Origin of the sequence: Streptomyces sp. NPDC101160 (assembly GCF_044768205.1) — a bacterium.
Taxonomy (GTDB): Bacteria; Actinomycetota; Actinomycetes; order Streptomycetales; family Streptomycetaceae; genus Streptomyces.
This window is the reverse complement of the sequence record NZ_JBIWPJ010000003.1, coordinates 643,498-660,619: the sequence shown is the minus strand read 5'-3', so window position 1 is coordinate 660,619 and position 17,122 is coordinate 643,498. Positions and strand designations below refer to the sequence as shown.

The 17,122-nt window shown below is 70.9% G+C and carries 19 protein-coding genes; 9 read left to right on the top strand and 10 right to left on the bottom strand.

The window, feature by feature from the left end:
* Positions 1 to 16: 16 nt before the first annotated feature.
* Positions 17 to 553 (bottom strand): RICIN domain-containing protein, encoded by a 537-nt coding sequence (locus tag ACIRSU_RS12515; protein WP_403791295.1) that lies wholly within the window; start codon positions 551 to 553, stop codon positions 17 to 19.
* Positions 554 to 611: 58 nt separating this feature from the next.
* A complete protein-coding gene (locus ACIRSU_RS12510; RefSeq protein ID WP_403791293.1) occupies positions 612 to 1,601 on the bottom strand; it encodes a helix-turn-helix domain-containing protein in 990 nt (329 codons plus the stop codon).
* Positions 1,602 to 1,744: 143 nt separating this feature from the next.
* Between ACIRSU_RS12510 and ACIRSU_RS12505 the strand changes: the two genes are divergently transcribed.
* Complete coding sequence (locus ACIRSU_RS12505; protein WP_403791290.1) at positions 1,745 to 2,593, top strand: class I SAM-dependent methyltransferase; 849 nt, start codon at positions 1,745 to 1,747, stop codon at positions 2,591 to 2,593.
* Positions 2,594 to 2,732: 139 nt separating this feature from the next.
* On the opposite strand, the gene ACIRSU_RS12500 is transcribed toward ACIRSU_RS12505, so the two are convergent.
* Positions 2,733 to 3,536, bottom strand: a complete 804-nt coding sequence (locus ACIRSU_RS12500; RefSeq protein WP_403791288.1) for a polysaccharide deacetylase family protein — start codon at positions 3,534 to 3,536, stop codon at positions 2,733 to 2,735.
* A 261-nt stretch (positions 3,537 to 3,797) separates the two neighbouring features.
* Between ACIRSU_RS12500 and ACIRSU_RS12495 the strand changes: the two genes are divergently transcribed.
* On the top strand, positions 3,798 to 4,073 hold the full coding sequence (locus ACIRSU_RS12495; protein WP_403791286.1) for a hypothetical protein: 276 nt from the start codon (positions 3,798 to 3,800) through the stop codon (positions 4,071 to 4,073).
* A 77-nt stretch (positions 4,074 to 4,150) separates the two neighbouring features.
* Here ACIRSU_RS12495 and ACIRSU_RS12490 read toward each other — a convergent pair whose 3' ends face one another.
* From ACIRSU_RS12490 to ACIRSU_RS12480, 3 genes are all read right to left on the bottom strand, one after another.
* Complete coding sequence (locus tag ACIRSU_RS12490) at positions 4,151 to 5,446, bottom strand: MFS transporter (RefSeq protein WP_403791284.1); 1,296 nt, start codon at positions 5,444 to 5,446, stop codon at positions 4,151 to 4,153.
* Positions 5,443 to 5,982, bottom strand: a complete 540-nt coding sequence (locus tag ACIRSU_RS12485; protein WP_403791282.1) for an ArsR/SmtB family transcription factor — start codon at positions 5,980 to 5,982, stop codon at positions 5,443 to 5,445. Before ACIRSU_RS12485 ends, ACIRSU_RS12490 begins: the two co-directional genes overlap by 4 nt.
* Positions 5,983 to 6,176: 194 nt before the next feature.
* Positions 6,177 to 6,584, bottom strand: coding sequence for a VOC family protein (locus ACIRSU_RS12480; protein WP_403791280.1), 408 nt, complete (start codon positions 6,582 to 6,584; stop codon positions 6,177 to 6,179).
* A 381-nt stretch (positions 6,585 to 6,965) separates the two neighbouring features.
* Between ACIRSU_RS12480 and ACIRSU_RS12475 the strand changes: the two genes are divergently transcribed.
* Together ACIRSU_RS12475 and ACIRSU_RS12470 are read left to right on the top strand one after the other, a co-directional pair.
* Positions 6,966 to 8,237, top strand: a complete 1,272-nt coding sequence (locus ACIRSU_RS12475; protein ID WP_403791279.1) for a cytochrome P450 — start codon at positions 6,966 to 6,968, stop codon at positions 8,235 to 8,237.
* A gap of 238 nt (positions 8,238 to 8,475) precedes the next feature.
* Positions 8,476 to 9,297: a lipase family protein gene (locus ACIRSU_RS12470; RefSeq protein WP_403791277.1), complete on the top strand. Its 822-nt coding sequence runs from the start codon at positions 8,476 to 8,478 to the stop codon at positions 9,295 to 9,297.
* Between the two features lie 25 nt (positions 9,298 to 9,322).
* Here the strand turns inward: ACIRSU_RS12470 and ACIRSU_RS12465 are convergent, their stop codons facing one another.
* The 3 genes from ACIRSU_RS12465 to ACIRSU_RS12455 all read right to left on the bottom strand — a co-directional run bounded on the left by ACIRSU_RS12465 (position 9,323) and on the right by ACIRSU_RS12455 (position 11,118).
* Positions 9,323 to 9,712, bottom strand: coding sequence for a hypothetical protein (locus tag ACIRSU_RS12465; protein ID WP_403791275.1), 390 nt, complete (start codon positions 9,710 to 9,712; stop codon positions 9,323 to 9,325).
* On the bottom strand, positions 9,700 to 10,308 hold the full coding sequence (locus ACIRSU_RS12460; RefSeq protein ID WP_403791502.1) for an RNA polymerase sigma factor: 609 nt from the start codon (positions 10,306 to 10,308) through the stop codon (positions 9,700 to 9,702). The genes ACIRSU_RS12465 and ACIRSU_RS12460 overlap by 13 nt, the downstream gene beginning before the upstream one ends.
* A gap of 216 nt (positions 10,309 to 10,524) precedes the next feature.
* A complete protein-coding gene (locus ACIRSU_RS12455; protein ID WP_403791274.1) occupies positions 10,525 to 11,118 on the bottom strand; it encodes a TetR/AcrR family transcriptional regulator in 594 nt (197 codons plus the stop codon).
* 107 nt (positions 11,119 to 11,225) lie between these two features.
* On the opposite strand from ACIRSU_RS12455, the gene ACIRSU_RS12450 reads away from it, so the two are divergent.
* The 3 genes from ACIRSU_RS12450 to ACIRSU_RS12440 all read left to right on the top strand — a co-directional run bounded on the left by ACIRSU_RS12450 (position 11,226) and on the right by ACIRSU_RS12440 (position 14,428).
* Complete coding sequence (locus ACIRSU_RS12450; protein ID WP_403791272.1) at positions 11,226 to 12,188, top strand: NADP-dependent oxidoreductase; 963 nt, start codon at positions 11,226 to 11,228, stop codon at positions 12,186 to 12,188.
* Between the two features lie 69 nt (positions 12,189 to 12,257).
* Positions 12,258 to 12,857, top strand: coding sequence for a hypothetical protein (locus ACIRSU_RS12445; RefSeq protein ID WP_403791270.1), 600 nt, complete (start codon positions 12,258 to 12,260; stop codon positions 12,855 to 12,857).
* 347 nt (positions 12,858 to 13,204) lie between these two features.
* The gene (locus ACIRSU_RS12440; RefSeq protein ID WP_403791268.1) at positions 13,205 to 14,428 is read left to right on the top strand and encodes a calcium-binding protein; all 1,224 of its coding nucleotides are present in this window, start codon (positions 13,205 to 13,207) and stop codon (positions 14,426 to 14,428) included.
* A 172-nt stretch (positions 14,429 to 14,600) separates the two neighbouring features.
* On the opposite strand, the gene ACIRSU_RS12435 is transcribed toward ACIRSU_RS12440, so the two are convergent.
* Positions 14,601 to 15,245: a dihydrofolate reductase family protein gene (locus tag ACIRSU_RS12435; RefSeq protein ID WP_403791266.1), complete on the bottom strand. Its 645-nt coding sequence runs from the start codon at positions 15,243 to 15,245 to the stop codon at positions 14,601 to 14,603.
* A gap of 305 nt (positions 15,246 to 15,550) precedes the next feature.
* Here ACIRSU_RS12435 and ACIRSU_RS12430 point away from each other — a divergent pair, with 305 nt between their 5' ends.
* Both ACIRSU_RS12430 and ACIRSU_RS12425 read left to right on the top strand, forming a co-directional pair.
* On the top strand, positions 15,551 to 16,312 hold the full coding sequence (locus ACIRSU_RS12430; RefSeq protein ID WP_403791263.1) for a metallophosphoesterase family protein: 762 nt from the start codon (positions 15,551 to 15,553) through the stop codon (positions 16,310 to 16,312).
* A 279-nt stretch (positions 16,313 to 16,591) separates the two neighbouring features.
* Positions 16,592 to 17,119 (top strand): hypothetical protein, encoded by a 528-nt coding sequence (locus ACIRSU_RS12425; protein WP_403791261.1) that lies wholly within the window; start codon positions 16,592 to 16,594, stop codon positions 17,117 to 17,119.
* Positions 17,120 to 17,122 lie beyond the last annotated feature (3 nt).

Below are 17,122 nucleotides of genomic sequence, written 5' to 3'. Positions count from 1 at the left end.
CCGTCGCCGTGCGGGCTCAGCCGGCCCTGTAGTACCACTCCTGGTTGGCGGCCGGCTCGCTGAAGCCCTTGGGCCACCACTGAACCGCATCGGTGTCGTTGGCCGTGCTGAACCCCGGCATGTCCAGCGCCATACCGCTGTTGACGTTGCGGAGGGACACGCCGGTCTGGCCGCCTTGGTCGACCCACTGCTGGTTGGCGCCACCGGTGCACTGCCACACACGCACCGGGGCCCCCGCGTCCGTGCGCCAGTCGGCGACTTCGAGGCACTTGCCGCTCTCTGCGTTGCGGAACGTCCAGGCCAGGCGACCGTCGGCCGTCTGCACCCCCTCCACGATCCAGTTCTGGTTGGCGCCGCCATTGCAGTCCCACTGCTGGGCCGGGGCTCCGTCGTAGTCGTGGTACATCGGGATCTCGAGGCACTTGTTGCTGTTCACGTTGACGATCCGCTGGATGTTGACGCCGCCGGCGCTCGCCGGAGATGCCGTGACCACTCCGAAGGCGACCACGGCAGCCGTTGCCATCGCCGCCTGGATGCCTGTCTTCTTCACCATGGAGGCTCCCCTGTACTGGTGGTTGATCAGTCGCCACCGAGCCTAGGAAAGAAGATCGTCACCGCGGTTTGCCCTCAGCGCAGAGTTCCTTGATCTTCAGCGCACGGAACTCGGAAGGGCTGAGTCCGTACGCCTCGCGGAAGGTCCGGCTGAACACCGCCGGTCTGCTGAAGCCCCAGCGCGCCGCGATGGCCTGTATCGGTGCGCGCAGTCCGGGACGCGCCAGATCGGCGCGGCACTGCTCCAGGCGCCGTCGGCGGATCCTGGCCTGGACGCTTTCACTCGTACCGTGGAAGAGCTGGTGGAGTGCGCGGAGGGACATGTTGTGGTGGGCCGCGATGACGGAGGGAGCGAGCTCGGGGTCACCGAGTCGGTGGTCGATGAAGATGTGAATCTGCCGCAACAGCGCGGTTGCGCGGACCTCGGCCGGCAGGTCTTCCTCGATGTCGAGGTGCTGTGCCAGGCAGGCCGCCGCGAGTTCGGCCGCGATGGTGCCGAGGCGGCCCAGTTCCTGGGGTGTGCACCGGTCCCCGTTGTCCACCAGGGATTTCATGAAGGAGGCCAGCATCGCCGCCATGCCCTGGCCGCCGGGTATGCGGCGGGCGAGCAGGCGCTCGATCTGCCGGGCCGACAGCGGGAGGGCCGACCGGGGCAGTTGGAGGACGACGAGCTCGCCCATGCCGCCCTGGGCCTGGGACTGGGCCAGCCACGGCCGGGAGGTGTCCCACATCACGAGGTCTCCGGTGGTGGCTGCGCAGTCGTTGTCCTGCTGGGACAGCGCCATGGAGCTCTTGGTGACCAGTGCCAACTGGTACTGCTCCGGGTCACTGCGTCTGATCAGCGCGGGGGTGCGCCGTGAGCGGAGAGGCAGGTAGGCGAGGCGGGACATTCGAAGGCCGCCCAGGTCCAGTACGGCGGCCTCGGCCTGGAAGCGGGCCGGGCACTCACTGCTGATCACTGTGGGCACCACCTCGCGCGCCACCATGTCCGCGAACCAGTCGAAGCGTTCGGTCGCGGGCACCCCGCTCGACGACACCACGGTCCACACGTGTTTCCCCCTGTTTTCGATCTTCTACAGGGACAGGACGCGGCAGCGGAGGGATGTCGGTGATCACTTTCCGGACACGTACGGGATGAACTCCCACCGAGGTCGACCAGCGCTCCCGGGGGGAGGCCGTCTAGGCTGGCGCGGTGACTGATGAGCAGGAGCGGGTGCAGCCGTCAGGCGTATGGGCCACGGCGGTGGGGGTGGCCCGCGTGCGGGCGCTGGAGACCGAGCGGGAGGACGCGCTGTTCCGCGACCCGCCGGCACGGGCCTTCGCCACCGCCGGCGGCCTGTGGCCCTCCTCGCCGCCGCCCGATGACGAGGCCGCGCGACGCCGCCGGTCGGCGGTGTCGTTCTCCGTCGTCATCAGGACGAAGTTCCTCGACGACCTGTTGGAGGAGGCCTCCGCCGCCGGGGTACGGCAGGTCGTGCTGCTGGGCGCCGGGATGGACAGTCGGGCTTTCCGTATGGACTGGCCGGAGGGCACCCGGCTGTTCGAGGTGGACACCGCTGCGCCGTTGGACTTCAAGGCTTCGGTGCTGCGACAGGAGCGGGCCGTCGCGCGCTGCGAGCGGATCACCGTCGCGGTGGATCTGCGTGAGGACTGGCCGGGCGCGCTGGCTGCCGCGGGGCACGACCCGGCGGTGCCGACCGTGTGGATCGCCGAAGGACTGCTGATCTATCTGCCCCAGGACGCGGTGGAGCTGCTGGTGGCCCGGATCAGCGCGGCGTCGGCGGCAGGCAGTCGGATGGGGCTGACGTTGGGCTCGCGCGGCGTGATCGAACGCTTCGGCGCGGACGCCGTGCCGGGATCGGCGGCGTCCCTGTGGGTCTCGGAGATGCCCGACGACCCGGTGGGCTGGCTGGCCGGGCACGGCTGGGAGGCCCACAGCCACACCTTGCGCGCATGCGCTGCCGCCTACGGCCGCCCGATCAGCACGCCGCCGCAGCGCGAGGAGCGGCCCGGCGGACTGATCTCGGCGGTCCGCCCGTAGCGCACTCGGTCAACACAAGTCGGTCGACCTGAACAGCTGCCGTGGCACCGCGACGTTCACGCTCGCCTCGCAGAGCAACCAGACGGGCGTGGGCCGGTCCGCAGCGTGTGCGGGACGAGCGGCACGTTCTTCGTCCTCGTCAGGGAGTGGTCCGCACCGGGAAGCTGAAGGAGTGGCCCTGCTGCTTGAGCCAGGGCAGCACCTGTTCGAGGGCTGCGACCGTCTGGCCGCGGTCGCCGCCACCGTCGTGGAAGAGGATCGTCGGGCCGTTGGGCAGCTCGTGCTTCACCGTGCTGACGATGGCCGCCGTGCCGGGCCGCTCGAAGTCCTTGGTGTCGACGTTCCAGCCAAGCGGTCGCATCCCCGCAGCGGCGGCGATACGCCTGCTGTCCGGAGTGAACGCGCCACCCGGCGCCCGGTAGTACTCGACCCTCACTCCGCCGGCCGCGTCCTCGATCATCTTCTGCGCGTCCAGGATCTGCCGCTGCTGGTAGGCGACGGGCTTCTTGTCCATCGAGGTGTCGTGGGACACCGTGTGGTCGCAGAGCCGGTGCCCGTCCGCGACGATCCTCTTGACCAGGTCCGGGTGCTCCTGTGCGCGCGGCCCGACGATGCAGAACACCGCCTTCACCCCGTTCTCCTTCAGCACGTTCAACACCTTCGGCGTCCATCGCGGGTCCGGCCCGTCGTCGATGGTGATGTTCACCGACCTGCCGCCGGCCTCGGCGGCGTGCGCGATGCTCTCGGGTATGCGCACCGGCTGCTCGGGCCGGCCCTGAGGCTCCGCCGGAACTCGGGCGTCCGGCCGGCCCCTGGCCCCCGCCCGCGCCTGAGTGTCGGCCTCGTGGTCTGTCAGCACGGTCGCCCCCCACGCCGCCAGACTGAGCACGACGGCCGAGGCGACCATGGCTATGTGCGCGCTGTACTTGCCCCTCAGCCCCATGAACTGCCCGCCCCCCGAAGCTTGATCGTGTGCCTACCCAGACGACGTCCATCGCGGGAAAGTTCCCCGCGAAGCAGGTCCGGGCCCATCTCCGAGGCCAACATTAACCAGGGGCAGCCGAAGGGCTTTCGGCACTCCCCCGCCGTCGGTCACCCACGCCGCGCGTCTCTCCGGCACCTGGGGTGGGTCCCGACACCGTGCTCCGGTACGCGACCGCCCGCGCCGGCAGGACATCCTCCGCGACCGGTCTACCGTTGAGCGGTGACTTGGAACGAAGCCGAGTATCTCGACTGCCTGCAGTCCGAGCGGCGCGGCTACGCATGGGTGATGCGGCATCACGGCGGGCTGGGTCCGAAGGAGGCCGAGGAGGCCGCCTTGGAGCGCTACCCGTACGAACCGGCCGAGGCTCCGTACCGCGGGCTGATATTCCACGACGAGGCATGGCACTGGGCGATGCGGGCGATCCATGGCGATGGCTACGTCGTGGAACACCCCGCGTCGGCTCATCCGTCACCGGACTACCGAGCCCTTGAGTGACCTTCCTGGACCGCTACGGGCGACTGCGAAGCCGGCGCTCCCGGCAGGGCCTGCACCTTCCGGGCCCCGGACGCCCGTCACACCAGGTCAGGTGCGCTCTCCTGGGCGCGGTCCCGGGAAGCCTGGTGATCGGGATCCGCGGCGGAGGCGGCGGCACTCAGCGCCGCTTCGATCCGGCGGTTGTTGGTCATGGACGCCGTGACGGCTGTCATCGCCAGGAGGAGGACGGCAGCCGCGTACAGCGGGGTGCGGATGTCGTAGGTGGTGGCAAGCCAGCCGCCGACGAAAGCCCCGAAGGGGGCGGCGCACATGGCCAGCATGCGGGAGGTGGAGGCGACCCGGCCCATGAGGTGGGCCGGGACGATCGTCTGCCGGAGGGAGGGCCCGAGCACCATCGTGGCGCCCATGGCGGCCCCGCAGACGGCGAGCGCCAGACCGGCCACGTACGGGTTCGGGGCAGCGGCCAGGCCCAGGACGGCAAGCCCCTCGACGGCGGCGGTGCAGATCAGCGCGGTGCCGGTGCCGAGCCGCCGGCCGAGGAAGGAGGCGATGCCCGCGCCGAGCAGGCCGCCGGTGGCCTCCGCCGTGAGGAGCAGGCCGAAGCCGAAGGCGCCGATGCCGAGGCGGTCGTGGGCGAAGAGGGCGAGGACGGTCTCCACGGCGAGGAAGGCGATGTTCCCGACCGCCGGGCGGAGCGCGAGCCCGAGCAGCAAGCGGTCACGGAAGACGTACGAGGCGCCGGCCCGCGCCTGTCGAAGCAGCGACTCACGGGCCTCCGCTACGGGCCGGGGCGTGGCGGGCAGCGAACGTACGAGCAGTGCGGAGAGCGCGAACGACACCGCGTCGGCGAGCAGCGGAACCGCGCGCCCGAGTGCGAGCAGGGCGCTGCCCGCGGGCGGTCCCGCGAAGCCGGAGGCGGCGGTCTGGGTGCCGCGGAGGCGGGAGTTGGCGCGCTCCAGGAGTGCGGGGTGACGGCCGAGCAGATCCGGCAGATAGGCCGCGGCGGCCGTGTCGAAGAAGAGTCCGCCGAGGGCGAGCAGGAAAGCGACGGCCGCGAGCAGGGGAATGCTCAGCAGGTCGAGCGCGGCCGCAGCGGCCGGGATCGCGAGCAGCACCGCACGCGCCGCGTCGGTGACCCACATCGTGCGGCGGCGGTCCCAGCGGTCCACCAGTGCGCCGCCGAGCACCCCGAAGAGCAGCCACGGCAGCGTTCCGGCGGCCGTGACGACGGCGAGCGCCATGGGATCCCGCGTCAGCGTCAGCGCGAGCAGGGGCAGCGCGGCATGCGTGACGCCGTCGCCGAGCGAGGAGACGGTCTGCGCGGTCCACAGCCGTCCGAACCCGGTCGGCAGTTTCTGAATGTCTGAGGTCACTTGACCTCCCCTTCGGACTGGTTGCGCGATGCCGGGTGGAACAGTGCGAAGACGAGCGACGTGTCCGGCAGTGCCGGATCGGACAGTTCGCGGTACTCGTCCGCCAGTGCCTGCAGCTTCGACCCGAGTTCGGCGAACTGCTCGTCGGTGAGCCGCAGATGCGCCATCCGTACGTGGCGCTCCCGGCCCGCCGGCGACGCCTCCAGGTCCGCCACCGCGTGGCGCATCAGCACGTCCGGCCCTCCCTCGCCCGGATCCGGCAGCTCGATCGCCCGCGCGGCCATCGCGTAGTACCGCTCGGTGACGCCTCGCACCTTCCGCGTTCGGACGACCTTCACCAGGCCGGCTCGTTCGAGCAGCCGTACGTGGTAGCTGGAACTCCCCTTCGCGAGGCCCACTCGCTCGGCGATCTGCGTGATCGTGGCGGGCTCGAAGCGGAGTACGGCCATGATCCGGTGGCGCGTGAGGTTGGAGACGGCGCGTAGCTGCTCGTCGGTGGTGACGTGAAACGTCTCTGGAAGATCATCGGTAGGCATGCGAGCAATGGTCAACGACTCTTGACCATTGCGCAAGGGTTTTTGGCAGGGAGTCATGACGACCACTCAGGAACCGGCGCAGGACGGGGAGGCGTTCGTCGCCGATGCCGGGGGTCGCGGACGTTCGTCTCGGCCCGGTGTGGCAGGCGGTGCGCGGGGCCGAGCCCCGCCTGCCACACCGGGGTTGTGCGCTGTCAGCCGTTGTCACGGCCTGCGCGGCTGCGCTCGCGCAGGGAGATGCGGTTGCCGTCCGGGTCCGACGTCTCGATACGGACGCCGAATCCGTAGTCCTCCGGCTCCGGCTGGTCGAAGGTCACCCCGCGGTCGCGGAACACCTTGAAGTCCGCCCGCAGGTCGTCCGACTCGAGGATGACCGGGCCGGGCGTGGCGCCCGGCACCAGCTCGGTCGGCTGCCCCGCCGCTTCGGCGTTCGCCCACAGGAGGATCTCGACGGAGGTGCCGGGAACACCCACGGTGAGGAAACGCCCGCTGGGATTCGGGAAGTCGATGCGCTTCTCCAGGCCGAGCTGCTCGGTGTAGAACCGCAGCGCACGGTCCTGATCGGTGACGTAGAGAGTGGCGTACATGATGTTCGTCAGCATCGTGTTGTCCTTCCATCTGCCGGTTGGTTTCATCTCGCTGACGGACGCCGGCAGGGAAATGTGACGGAAGGACGCGGAGAGTCTCGCCGGGACTTCGGCGCAGGGGGTCGCTGACGCGTTTCCGGGGCTGCAGGAGTCCGTCCCCGGTCACGCATCAAGCTCCTGAACGGTCCAGAGCCGGAACGCGACGACCTCATGGTCACCGACGAACAACTGCACTACCGGCTGCGGGCTGCGGGCTGCGGGCTGCGCCAGGCGATGCACGGGAACGGTTCGCCGGCTGGGCGCCGGCGGAGGCTCCGGTTGGGACGGACTTGTACAACCGGCCTTCGGCGTCGCACTGTTGGCCGGTATTCGTTCGTTACGGTCAGGAGTTCCGGCTTGTCCACTCATACCCCCTCGCCCACGCCCGCCCACGTCGTCGATCCCGCCGGCGGCTGCCCGCACGCCCTGAACGAGGGTCTGCGGGCCAGGGGGCCCGTTGCGGACATCGTCCTGCCCGGCGGCGTACCCGCCGCGGTGGTCCTGGGGCACGACGCGCTCAAGGAGTTCCTGTCCCACCCCGACGTGGCCAAGGACGCCCGTCACTGCCCCGCTCTGAGCGACGGCACGATCCCCGCCGACTGGCCGCTGCGGGTCTTCGCCGACGCCCAGGGCATGCACACCGCCGACGGTGGCGACCACCGCCGGCTGCGCTCTCTCGTCGGCAACGCCTTCACCGCCCGCCAGGTGGAGCGGCTGCGGCCGCGCATCGAGGAGCTGACCGCCGGCTTCCTCGACGACCTCGCCCGAGCCGCCGCCGCGGACCCCGACGGCATCGCGGACCTGCGCACCCACTTCGCGCTGCCGCTCCCGCTGAGCGTCATCTGCGAGCTGCTCGCCGTGGACCCCGAGCACCGGGGCCGGCTGCACGACCTCACCTACACGGTGATCATCGCCACGGACACCACCCCGGCGGAGGTGATGGCCGCGGTGCGCGAGCTCGTCGAGCTGCTCGGCACGATCGCGGCCGCCCGCCGAGCCGCCCCCGGCGACGACCTCACCAGCGCCCTGATAGCCGCCCGCGACGGCGACGGCGACCGGCTCAGCGAGGCCGAACTCATCGGCACGATGCGCCTGATGCTGGTCGCGGGCCACGAGACCACCCTCAACCTGATCAGCAACGCCGTACGGGCCCTGTGCACCCACCGCGACCAGCTGACGCTGGTCCTGGAAGGCAGGGCGACCTGGTCGGACGTGGTGGACGAGACGCTGCGCTGGGACAGCCCGGTCAGCTGGTTCCCGTTCCGCTACCCCACCCGCGACCTGCCCCTCGGCGACACCGTGATCCCGCGGGGAACCCCCGTCCTGGCGGGCTACACCGCCGCCGGACGCGACAAGACCTTCCACGGCCCGGACGCCGACCGCTTCGACGTCACCCGCCCCGGTACCGCCCGCCACCTCTCCTTCGGCCACGGCGCGCACTACTGCATGGGCGCCCCGCTCGCCCGCCTCGAGGCCACCATCGCCCTGGAGGCGCTCTTCACCCGCTTCCCCGACCTCGACCTCGCCGTCCCCGAAACCGAACTGCCCCACCAGCGCAGCTTCATCGGCAACAGCACCGAGACACTCCCGGTCAGCCCCGCTCGCGCTGCTCGCCCTGCCGGACACTGAGACACCTTTCGCGAGCAGTCCCGGTCCGTCCCCCTTCCGTACGGGTGACGGGGGATCGATTCTGCGCATCGGCCAGGGCTCGCCGGCCGGGAACCGCACCGGTTCCCGGCTAGCGTCTTGTTGCCTGTCCGACCTGGGCCGGTCTTTCGGTACGCGAACGGGCCGGACGGCATCAGTCCGCGGGCCGCCGCTCAGCGGGCGGTCCCACGCACTTCTCACCCATGCCGGGAGCAAAGCCGTGTCCGAACCGTCGGTGATCGACCACAGCGCCAAGAAGCACAGCCCACGTCTCGCGTACTGGATGGTCCAGGCCGCCGATCTCGCCTACAAGGACGAGGCCACGATCGACGCCAAAGCCCGCGAGTGGGGTTTCGGCCGGGTACGTCACCACCACACGCGATTCACGCCGCCGTTCCCGCTCGAGGACACCCAGGCGTACACGATCGCCAGCGACCAGATGATCATCACGGGATTCCGGGGCACCGAGCCCGCCCAGATCCGGGACTGGCTCTCGGACGCCACCACTCCCCCGTGGCCGGGACCGGCCAGGACCGGCTACATCCACTACGGCTTCGGCCAGGCCCTCGACTCGGTCTTCCCGACCGTCAAGGACGCGCTCGCGGAGTTCCGCGACAACGACCAGAGCGTGTGGTTCACCGGCCACAGCCTCGGCGGCGCGCTGGCGATGCTCGCCGGCTGCCGCATGTACCTGGAGGAGCCGAGGCTGCAGGCCGACGGCATCTACACGTACGGACAGCCCCGCACCTGCGACCGGCTCCTGGCCGCCTCCTGCAACAAGGGTTTCAAGGACCGCCTGCACCGCTACGTCAACAACAACGACATCGTCCCGCAACTGCCGCCGGAGCCCGCCTACACGCACGTCGAGACCCTGCACTACATCGACGCGAGCGGCCGCATCCGCTCCTCCATGCCGCTGACGGCCGCACTGACCGACCGGTTGAAGGGCGCCACCGCGGACCTCCTCGCCCCCGCCAGCGACGCCCTGCGAGACCACCCCATCAAGAACTACGTCGCGGCCCTGGAGAAGAACCTCGTGTGACGGGCCGGGGCGGTGACGGTCCGGCCTACGTCCACCGCCCGTCATCCCGTTCCCCGAGCTCAGCTGCCGGCTCGTCTGCACGCGCTGCCGCCGGGTGCGCCTTGGTGAGCGTGCAGACGCCGTCCACGCACTGGCGCTCCAGGCGGCCCCGGGAAACGGTCTGAGCCAGGCCGACCATCCAGCAGGTGGGGCAGCCGCGGAAGGCGATCAGAGCCAAGGGGGCCGCCAGCAGGGTGGCCGGGCCGGCGACGGGCACCAGGGCGACGGAGCCGATGATCAGCCCGAATCCGATGGCGCCACGCGCCAGGTGGCGCGGGACGGACTTGCTGGCGAAGTTCGTCCCCGGCGCCGCGGAGTGCGCGGTTGTCGGCTCCTTCGTCTCCCGCACGGGCTTCACGGCATTCACGACCTGCATGGTGACTCTCCTCCTTCGGCTGGTCGACCGACGGCTTGGTCCGGTGCTTGGCCGGTCGCTTCCAGTGCGTGCCGCAGCGCCGCGCGGGCTCGGTGCAGCCGCGATTTCATCGCGGCCGTGCTCAGACCGAGCGCGCGGGCGACGGTCTTGCCCGGCAGGCCCTGGACATCCCGCATGATCAGGACCTGTCGCTGGTCGCGGGGCAGAGCCGAGACCGCGGCCGCGATCCGCTCCGCCTCCAGCCTGTGCAGCACCGCCTCCTCGGCGGACGGCTGCACGGGCCCCTGCGGTTCGGCCGGCGCCTCGCCGCTCGACGCGATGAGCAGCCGTACCTGCCGCAGGCATTCGTTGCGCACGATCCGGAACATCCACGAGGCGAGCGCGCCCGTGGCCCGCAAGGTGCCGATCTTCCGATAGAGGATGATCAGCGCCTCTTGCGCGGCGTCCTCCGCGTCCTGCGGTGAGGCGCAGAGCGACAGCGCGAACTTGCGCACATGCGGCTGCGATTCCATCACGACGGTGGTGAGCGAACCGACATCACCGTCCTGAGCAGCCTTGATGAGCCGCTCGTCCGGCCAACGAAAACGTGGGTTCATGTTCATCGTCAGCTTCGGCCCTTGTAACGCCGCATCAAATGCCAGCCGCACGCGCCCACGAGCAGCGCTCCGATCACCGCGAGACCGGTCACCATCATGAGTGTCTCCTCCTGTTCTGCCGGCCCGTGCGGCCGGAACACATACAAGAGGCAGACCGGCCCGGATAGGATTCACCTCGCGGCGCTGCCGTCCCGTCCGCGCTTCACGGGTGGCGGGTCAGTCGTGGTCGGACCGCGGCCTCAGCCCGTCCATCACCAGGCGGAAGAGGTGTTCCCGGCGCTCGGTGAGTGTCGGGGCCTGGTCGGCGATCCAGCTGAGGGCGTTGGCCAGTGCGAACAGGTCGATGGGTGCCACGTCCGGCCGGATCCTGCCTGCTTCCTGGGCCGCCTCCAGCAGCCTGCCACCGGCCTGGCGCATCGTCAGACAGACGGTGTGCAGGGGTGATTGCGGATCGTTCAGCGTGGCCATCAGGGTGGCCGGCAGGCCCTGGTACGCGCCCGCATCGAGGGTGAACTCGTACAGCCACTCGGCCAGCGCACGCTCCGGCGGGGTGGCGGCGAGGGCGTCCGCCCGCTCGGCGAGGTGGGTGAAGCGGCGGTGCAGCAGGGCCTCCAGCAGGGCGTCACGGTTCGGGAAGTGCCGGTAGAGCGTGCCGAGGCCGATGCCGGCGCGCCGGGCGATCTCCCGCAGGGAGGCCAGGGTTCCCTGTTCCGCGACGGCCTCCGCAGCCACTTCCAGGATGCGGTCGCGGTTGCGCTGCGCGTCGGTGCGCGGTGCGCGCGGTTTGCCGGGGCGCGACTCAATGGGCATACGGCACCTTACCTTTGACAACCGGAGCACCGCTCCGGTTAGCTTTTCCGGAGCAGTGCTCCGGATTCTATCCGGGGTGCTCCGCATCGGGATTCAGGGAGGAACCCATGGGTACGGCAACGATGCACGCGGTCAGGCTGCACGCCTTCGGCGAGCCCGAGGAACTGCTCTACGAGGAGGTGGCCCGGCCCGAGCCCGGCCCGGGTGAGGTACTGGTCCGGGTCCACGCGGCAGGTGTCAACCCGCCGGACTGGTACGCGAGGCGCGGCTTCGAGAACTTCCCGGTCGAGCTCCGGCCGAACTGGACGCCGCCCCTGATCCTGGGCAGCGACATCTCCGGCGTGGTCACGGCCCTCGGCCCGGGTGTCACCGAGTGGCGGCCCGGCGACGAGGTGTTCGGCCTGGTCAACTTCCCCGGCCGCGCGTCCGGGTACGCCGAGTACGCGGTCTCGCCCGCTGCCCACCTGGCCCCCAAGCCGGCGACTCTCGGCCACACAGAGGCCGCCGCCGTACCGATGGCCGGACTCACGGCGTACCAGTTCGTCTTCACCCACCTGCGCGGCCGCATCGGCTCCACGGTCATCGTCAACGGCGCGGCGGGCGGCGTCGGCCACTTCGCCGCGCAGCTGGTCCGGGTGGCCGGCGCGCAGCAGGTGATCGGCGTCGCCTCCGGGCGGCACGAGGATTTCCTCCTGGGCCTGGGCGTCGACCGGTTCGTCGACTACACCCGAACGCCCGCCGAGAGCGTCGCCCGCGACGTGGACCTGCTGCTCGACACAGTCGGCGGTCACCGCCTGCTGCCCAACGTTCGGCGCGGCGGCCGGATCGCACCCGTCATCCTGGGCGACTACCACCCGGAGCGCGCGGCCGAACTCGGGATCGCCGTCGAGACGATGCGGCAGGTACGTTCGAGTGGTTCGGATCTGGCCGGGCTGGCCGCCCTCATCGACACCGGGCGGGTGCGCGTAGCCGTGGACAGCGTCTTCCCTCTGCGCGACGCGGCCGCCGCCCATGCCCGCGCCGAGCGGGGGCACCTCCAGGGCAAGATCGTCCTGGACGTCATGGGGTGAGAGCGTTCAGAGCAGCGCGAGGACCTGTGGCAGACGCAACGAACGCCGCCGAAGCTCGTTGATCACGCTATGAAGAACGTCATCGTACGGCGGCGGCTGCGCGTCCTGGTCACGCTCTGCGCCCTCACGCTGGGTCTTGCGGACGCGGGAAGCGCACAGGCGAGGCCGGTGGAACGGGATTGCCCAGCAGGCGAGGTCTTCGCCACGAACAACACCGCGATCATCACGGATCCGGCCGACCCCCGGCTCAGGACCCGCCTGACGCGCTTCGATCGGGAGGTGCGCGGGATCATCCAGGCCAACGGCGCGAGGCCTGGCGCCTCGCAACTCCTCGACGGCGTCTTCTGGTCCGACGACCTCGAGCAGGCCACCTATGAGCGCACGCGCGAGTTCGACGTCCACCGGGTCGGCCGGGACGGGCTGCACCACATCGCCGGCGTCATCGCCAAGCAGTACCGCCAGGAGGCCGTACTGACCTTCCGCTGCCTGCCCCGCACCTCGCCTGAAACCGACGCGGTCGAGATCCAGGCCCCCGGCGTCAGCCCGGCTCGTCTGCGCGACGCACTGCTCGCGGACCCCGAGGCTCGCGACGAGCTCGCGGGCGGCTCGGTCACTCTCGACGGGCGGCTCATCCTCATCGCCCCGATCTCCGACCTGCCCCTGGCGTAGAGGTTCACGAAGGACCTGGGCATCGACTGGAACACGGCCGAGGTGCGTTACGGCGACGAAGAGTTCGTCAGCTGAACCGCAGACGCTCTCGGGTGTCCGACAACCAGGATCCCGTGTCAGCCCGGCACCGCCCCGGCCCAGCCGGTGCCGGGCTCGGGAAGCGGTCTGACGCCCTGTCGGCGAGCCCGGGGCGCGGCGCGGGTGGCCGCCGACTCATCGGGTGAAATTACTTTCCGTATATCCAGGTGATCCACGGCGCGGGGCACACATCGCACCACGCGATCGCTCCTTGGCGATTCCCCCTGCCCCTGTCCCTGCCTCCTTGCCACGGGAAGGAACCACCCCGCATGACCCTGAGAGCAGCCGTCCGCCCCGCCTCCCACCGCCGGACCATCGGCCTTCTCTGCTCCCCCGTGCTCGTCGCCGCGGCACTCACCGTCACCACCGGCGGCCCGGCCGCCGCCGCGCCCACCTGCTTCGAGGCCGCCGCGACCGTCAGCGGCACCACGGGCACCCCGGGCGACGACGTCATCATCGGCACACCCGGCAATGACTTCATCGACGGCAAGGGCGGCAACGACTTGATCTGCGGCCTGGGGGGCAACGACTACATCCACGGCGGGGATGGCGACGACCACATCTCGGGCGGGACCGGCGACGACCGTATCTTCGGCGACGCCGGCAACGACGAGCTGGGCGGCGACGAGCGCGCGTACACCGGCGATGTCACGAGCGCCACCGGCCGGGACTACCTCGACGGCGGGACCGGCGACGACGCCCTGATCGGGGACAACCTGGCGATCCAGGGCACTGCCAGTGGCGCCTCCCCCGACGTCCTCGTCGGCGGCGACGGCGACGACGTCCTGTACGGGGACGACCGCGGCGACCACGCCAACGGGGGCGCCCCGGACCGGATCATCGGCGGCAACGGCGAGGACGTCATCGTCGGGGACTCGGTCGGCTACTACACGGCGTCGGGCGCCGGTGACGACGTCCTGCTCGAAGGCCCCGGCACCCTCGGTGACGTCACGGGAGACAGCGTCGCGTTGTTCGGCCCCGCGACCGGGGCCGGCGGCGACGACCTGATCGACCTGGGACCGGACGGCGCGTTCGGCGCCGTCGGCGACCACACGTCCGGCAGTACCGCGGTCGGCTCAGGCAACGACCGGATCGTCGGCGGCACCACCGGCGAGATCATCCTCATCGGCGACAGCTCCCTCGTCGATCCCACCGGGGCCACCGCGGGCAACGACCAGATCGACGGCCGCGGCGGCGACGACCGGATCTTCGGCGACAACTCGGACTGGTCCCAGACTCTCGGCACGGCCGGCGGCCGCGACTCGTTGCGTGGCGGCGACGGCAACGACTATCTGCGCGGCGGCCCCGCCGACGACACCCTCGACGGCCAGGCCGGCGTCGACGACTGCGACGGGGAGGGCGGGACGAACATCGTGGTCAACTGCGAGACGCAGCCGACCGCGCGGTCTGCCCGGAAGGCCGCCCCGGGACGGACAGACCGGCCGCTGTACCAGCGCTTCACCCGGCTGACGGGCCGCACAGGCATGCTCTGACCGGCCTGGCCTGGCCGGGCCCGGCCCGGCCAGGCGACGCAGCGGCTGGACCGTACAGGCACCCGGAGCGGCGTCACCCGGCCGGGATCGGCTGGGTGAGGTTCAGCGGGTTGCCGTCGGGGTCCGAGACAGAGGACGCCTCGCAGCCTCACGGGCCCGGCGCGGGGTGGTCTCAGTCGTCGCTGCCGAGACCGCGGTCGGGAGCGCTCATGTCCCCTGTCGCGGGCGTGCCCTCGGCGAGCCCGTAGCGCAGGAACACGGTGCCCTTCGGGCCGGCTGCCGGGGGCTCGAGGAGCGTGAGGTTGGTGGGCACCGCGCCGCCGTCGAACACCTTCTTCCCGACGCCGAGCACGATCGGGTGCACCCAGAGGTCGAGACGGTCGAAGAGCTTCTCGCGCAGGAGACTCTGCACCAGGTTCAGGCTCCCGACGACCTTCACGTGCTCGTGCCGGTCACGGATCTCGCGCACCGCCCCGGCCAGGTCAGGGCCGAGCTGTGCGGACCCGGCCCATGACAGGTCGGGCCTGCCGCGGGAGGCCACGTATTTCGGGACGCTGTTGAAGAGCGTGGCGATCTCGTTGTCCTCGCCTCCCTCCTGGTGCGGCCAGTAGGCGGCGAAGATGTCGTACGTCCGCCGGCCGAGCAGGAGGGCGTCCGTGCCCTCGTACGCGGCACCGACCTGTGCCCCGGAGACCTCGTCCAGCAAGGGCGCCTGCCAGCCGCCGAACGGGAAACCCAGCGGGTCCTCGTCGGGGCCGCCGGGCGCCTGCCCGACGAGATCAAGGGTTGCGAACAGCTCGATGTGGATGAGGCCCATGCCGTACTCCCGACGCGTTGGTTTTCTCCATCAAGAGTCAGACCGGCGGGCGACGCCAGACTCATCGCCGCGCCGAGCCCCGGCTTCACCCGGTCGGGCGGAACGGGAGGGTCCGCACGCAGACGCCTCGACCCGGGCCCTGCCGAACGGCGAACCGCGCCTTACGACGGCGCGTGGTCCGTCAAACATCACCGGGCCGGGCCTTCCCGGTCCGGCTCGCCGCCCGACCCGCCGCGTGACAGGGGCGACTACGCGCCGGGCGAACGATCACACCGCTCGGCGGTCTTCGGCCCACAGTGGTGACCATGCCGAACCGAGTAGCCGTCCTGTCCGACATCCACGGAGTGCTGCCTGCCCTGGAGGCAGTGCTCGCCGAGCCCGACGTCAGCGCCGCCGACCACATCGTGCTCACCGGCGACATCACCGCCGGCCCGCAACCGACCCGGGTTCTCGACCTGCTGACCAGCCTCGGCGACCGGGTCATCTGGATCAGCGGCAACGCCGACCGTGAACTCCTCGAATACCGCCGGGGCCAACGCGACACGATCCCCGATCCGATCGGCCCCTGGGCAGCCGAACAGCTCCGCGAGGACCATCTCGACCTGCTCGGCTCGCTGCCGCGGTCACTGTCCCTGTCCGTGAACGGCCTGGGAAAGGTGCTGTTCTGCCACGCCACCCCTCGCGACGACGAGGAGATCGTGCTGGTCGACTCCCGCCTCGACCGCTGGCAGGAAGTCCTCGACGGACTGGATTCCGACATCCGCACCGTGGTCTGCGGCCACACCCACATGCCGTTCGTCCGCCTCGCTCACGGCCGACTCGTGGTCAACCCGGGCAGCATCGGCATGCCCTACGGACGAACCGGAGCGCATTGGGCCCTCCTGGGCCCGGGCGTCGCACTGCGCACGACCCACTTCGACCTCAACGCCGCCGCCGAGCAGCTCCGCCAGGACTCGTCCTACCCCGAGATCGCCGAGTGGGCCGACTACTTCCTGCACGCCCGCGCGACCGACGCCGAGGCCCTCGCCGCCTTCGCCCCACGGGACGGACGCGACCACAGGCCGTGACGCCCGCCCTCGCGAGCGCTGCCGCTCAGGGATGCGGACGGACTGAGCGGGGACGAGCGAGGGAGCGTCAGTACGGTTGACACAGGAGCGCCCGCGCCAGGGGCTTCCCGGTGCGGTGGGCGCAGCGGGTACGCTCCTTGACCTCGCGCAGGGTACGAGGGCGCCACCCGGGCCCACCGCAGCGGGACTTGTGAAAACCGATGCCTGCGTTGAGCGACCTTTGGGACAGCACAGCAGGCAGGGCGTACCAGGCTCGGCGGGACGTGGGAGTATTCCGCCATGTCGATGGGGGAAGCACCGGCAACACCGGCCGACGCGGTGCAGGAACTGCGGGAGATCGCCCACTCGTGGGTCGACGGGCAGCAGGGTGAAGCCGGGCTTCTGACCGAGGCTGCTCTGCGTGCCCTGTGCGCCGGTCTCGACACACCGTCGCTGCTGCACCTCGCCGCGCTGAGCCCCTGCGAGCACGATCTGGCACCGGAGTTGTTCGGCCGGGTGATGGACGAGCTCGGCTTCGGTTTCCACCCGCCCGAGGAGTACTGGGCAGGCCGGCTGGCGCTCGCCCGCTGGTGGGCTTCCGAGATCGTCGGCGGCTGGCTCGGCCCCGCGGAGGGCATCGCCCTCATCTTCTACAACGTGGCAGAGGCCTATGGCCGCTGCGAGGAGTTGAACCCCGTGATCGACGCGGTGGCGGCGCACTGGGAGAACGGGGGTCCGCAGCGCTCCCCGGAGGAGATCACCGCACAGCTGCATCAGCTCGCCCGGGAGCTCCTGGCCCGCATCCCGGCACCCGGCCGGCCCGCCTGAGGG

Bases quoted from the DNA above. Each gene is read 5' to 3' on its own strand.
- ACIRSU_RS12435 (WP_403791266.1), bottom strand. From the start codon at position 15,245: ATGGGCCTCATCCACATCGAGCTGTTCGCAACCCTTGATCTCGTCGGG.
- ACIRSU_RS12500 (WP_403791288.1), bottom strand. From the start codon at position 3,536: ATGGGGCTGAGGGGCAAGTACAGCGCGCACATAGCCATGGTCGCCTCG.
- ACIRSU_RS12445 (WP_403791270.1), top strand. From the start codon at position 12,258: ATGAAGAACGTCATCGTACGGCGGCGGCTGCGCGTCCTGGTCACGCTC.
- ACIRSU_RS12430 (WP_403791263.1), top strand. From the start codon at position 15,551: ATGCCGAACCGAGTAGCCGTCCTGTCCGACATCCACGGAGTGCTGCCT.
- ACIRSU_RS12440 (WP_403791268.1), top strand. From the start codon at position 13,205: ATGACCCTGAGAGCAGCCGTCCGCCCCGCCTCCCACCGCCGGACCATC.
- ACIRSU_RS12465 (WP_403791275.1), bottom strand. From the start codon at position 9,712: ATGCAGGTCGTGAATGCCGTGAAGCCCGTGCGGGAGACGAAGGAGCCG.
- ACIRSU_RS12515 (WP_403791295.1), bottom strand. From the start codon at position 553: ATGGTGAAGAAGACAGGCATCCAGGCGGCGATGGCAACGGCTGCCGTG.
- ACIRSU_RS12460 (WP_403791502.1), bottom strand. From the start codon at position 10,308: ATGAACCCACGTTTTCGTTGGCCGGACGAGCGGCTCATCAAGGCTGCT.
- ACIRSU_RS12485 (WP_403791282.1), bottom strand. From the start codon at position 5,982: ATGCCTACCGATGATCTTCCAGAGACGTTTCACGTCACCACCGACGAG.
- ACIRSU_RS12480 (WP_403791280.1), bottom strand. From the start codon at position 6,584: ATGCTGACGAACATCATGTACGCCACTCTCTACGTCACCGATCAGGAC.
- ACIRSU_RS12425 (WP_403791261.1), top strand. From the start codon at position 16,592: ATGTCGATGGGGGAAGCACCGGCAACACCGGCCGACGCGGTGCAGGAA.
- ACIRSU_RS12450 (WP_403791272.1), top strand. From the start codon at position 11,226: ATGGGTACGGCAACGATGCACGCGGTCAGGCTGCACGCCTTCGGCGAG.
- ACIRSU_RS12455 (WP_403791274.1), bottom strand. From the start codon at position 11,118: ATGCCCATTGAGTCGCGCCCCGGCAAACCGCGCGCACCGCGCACCGAC.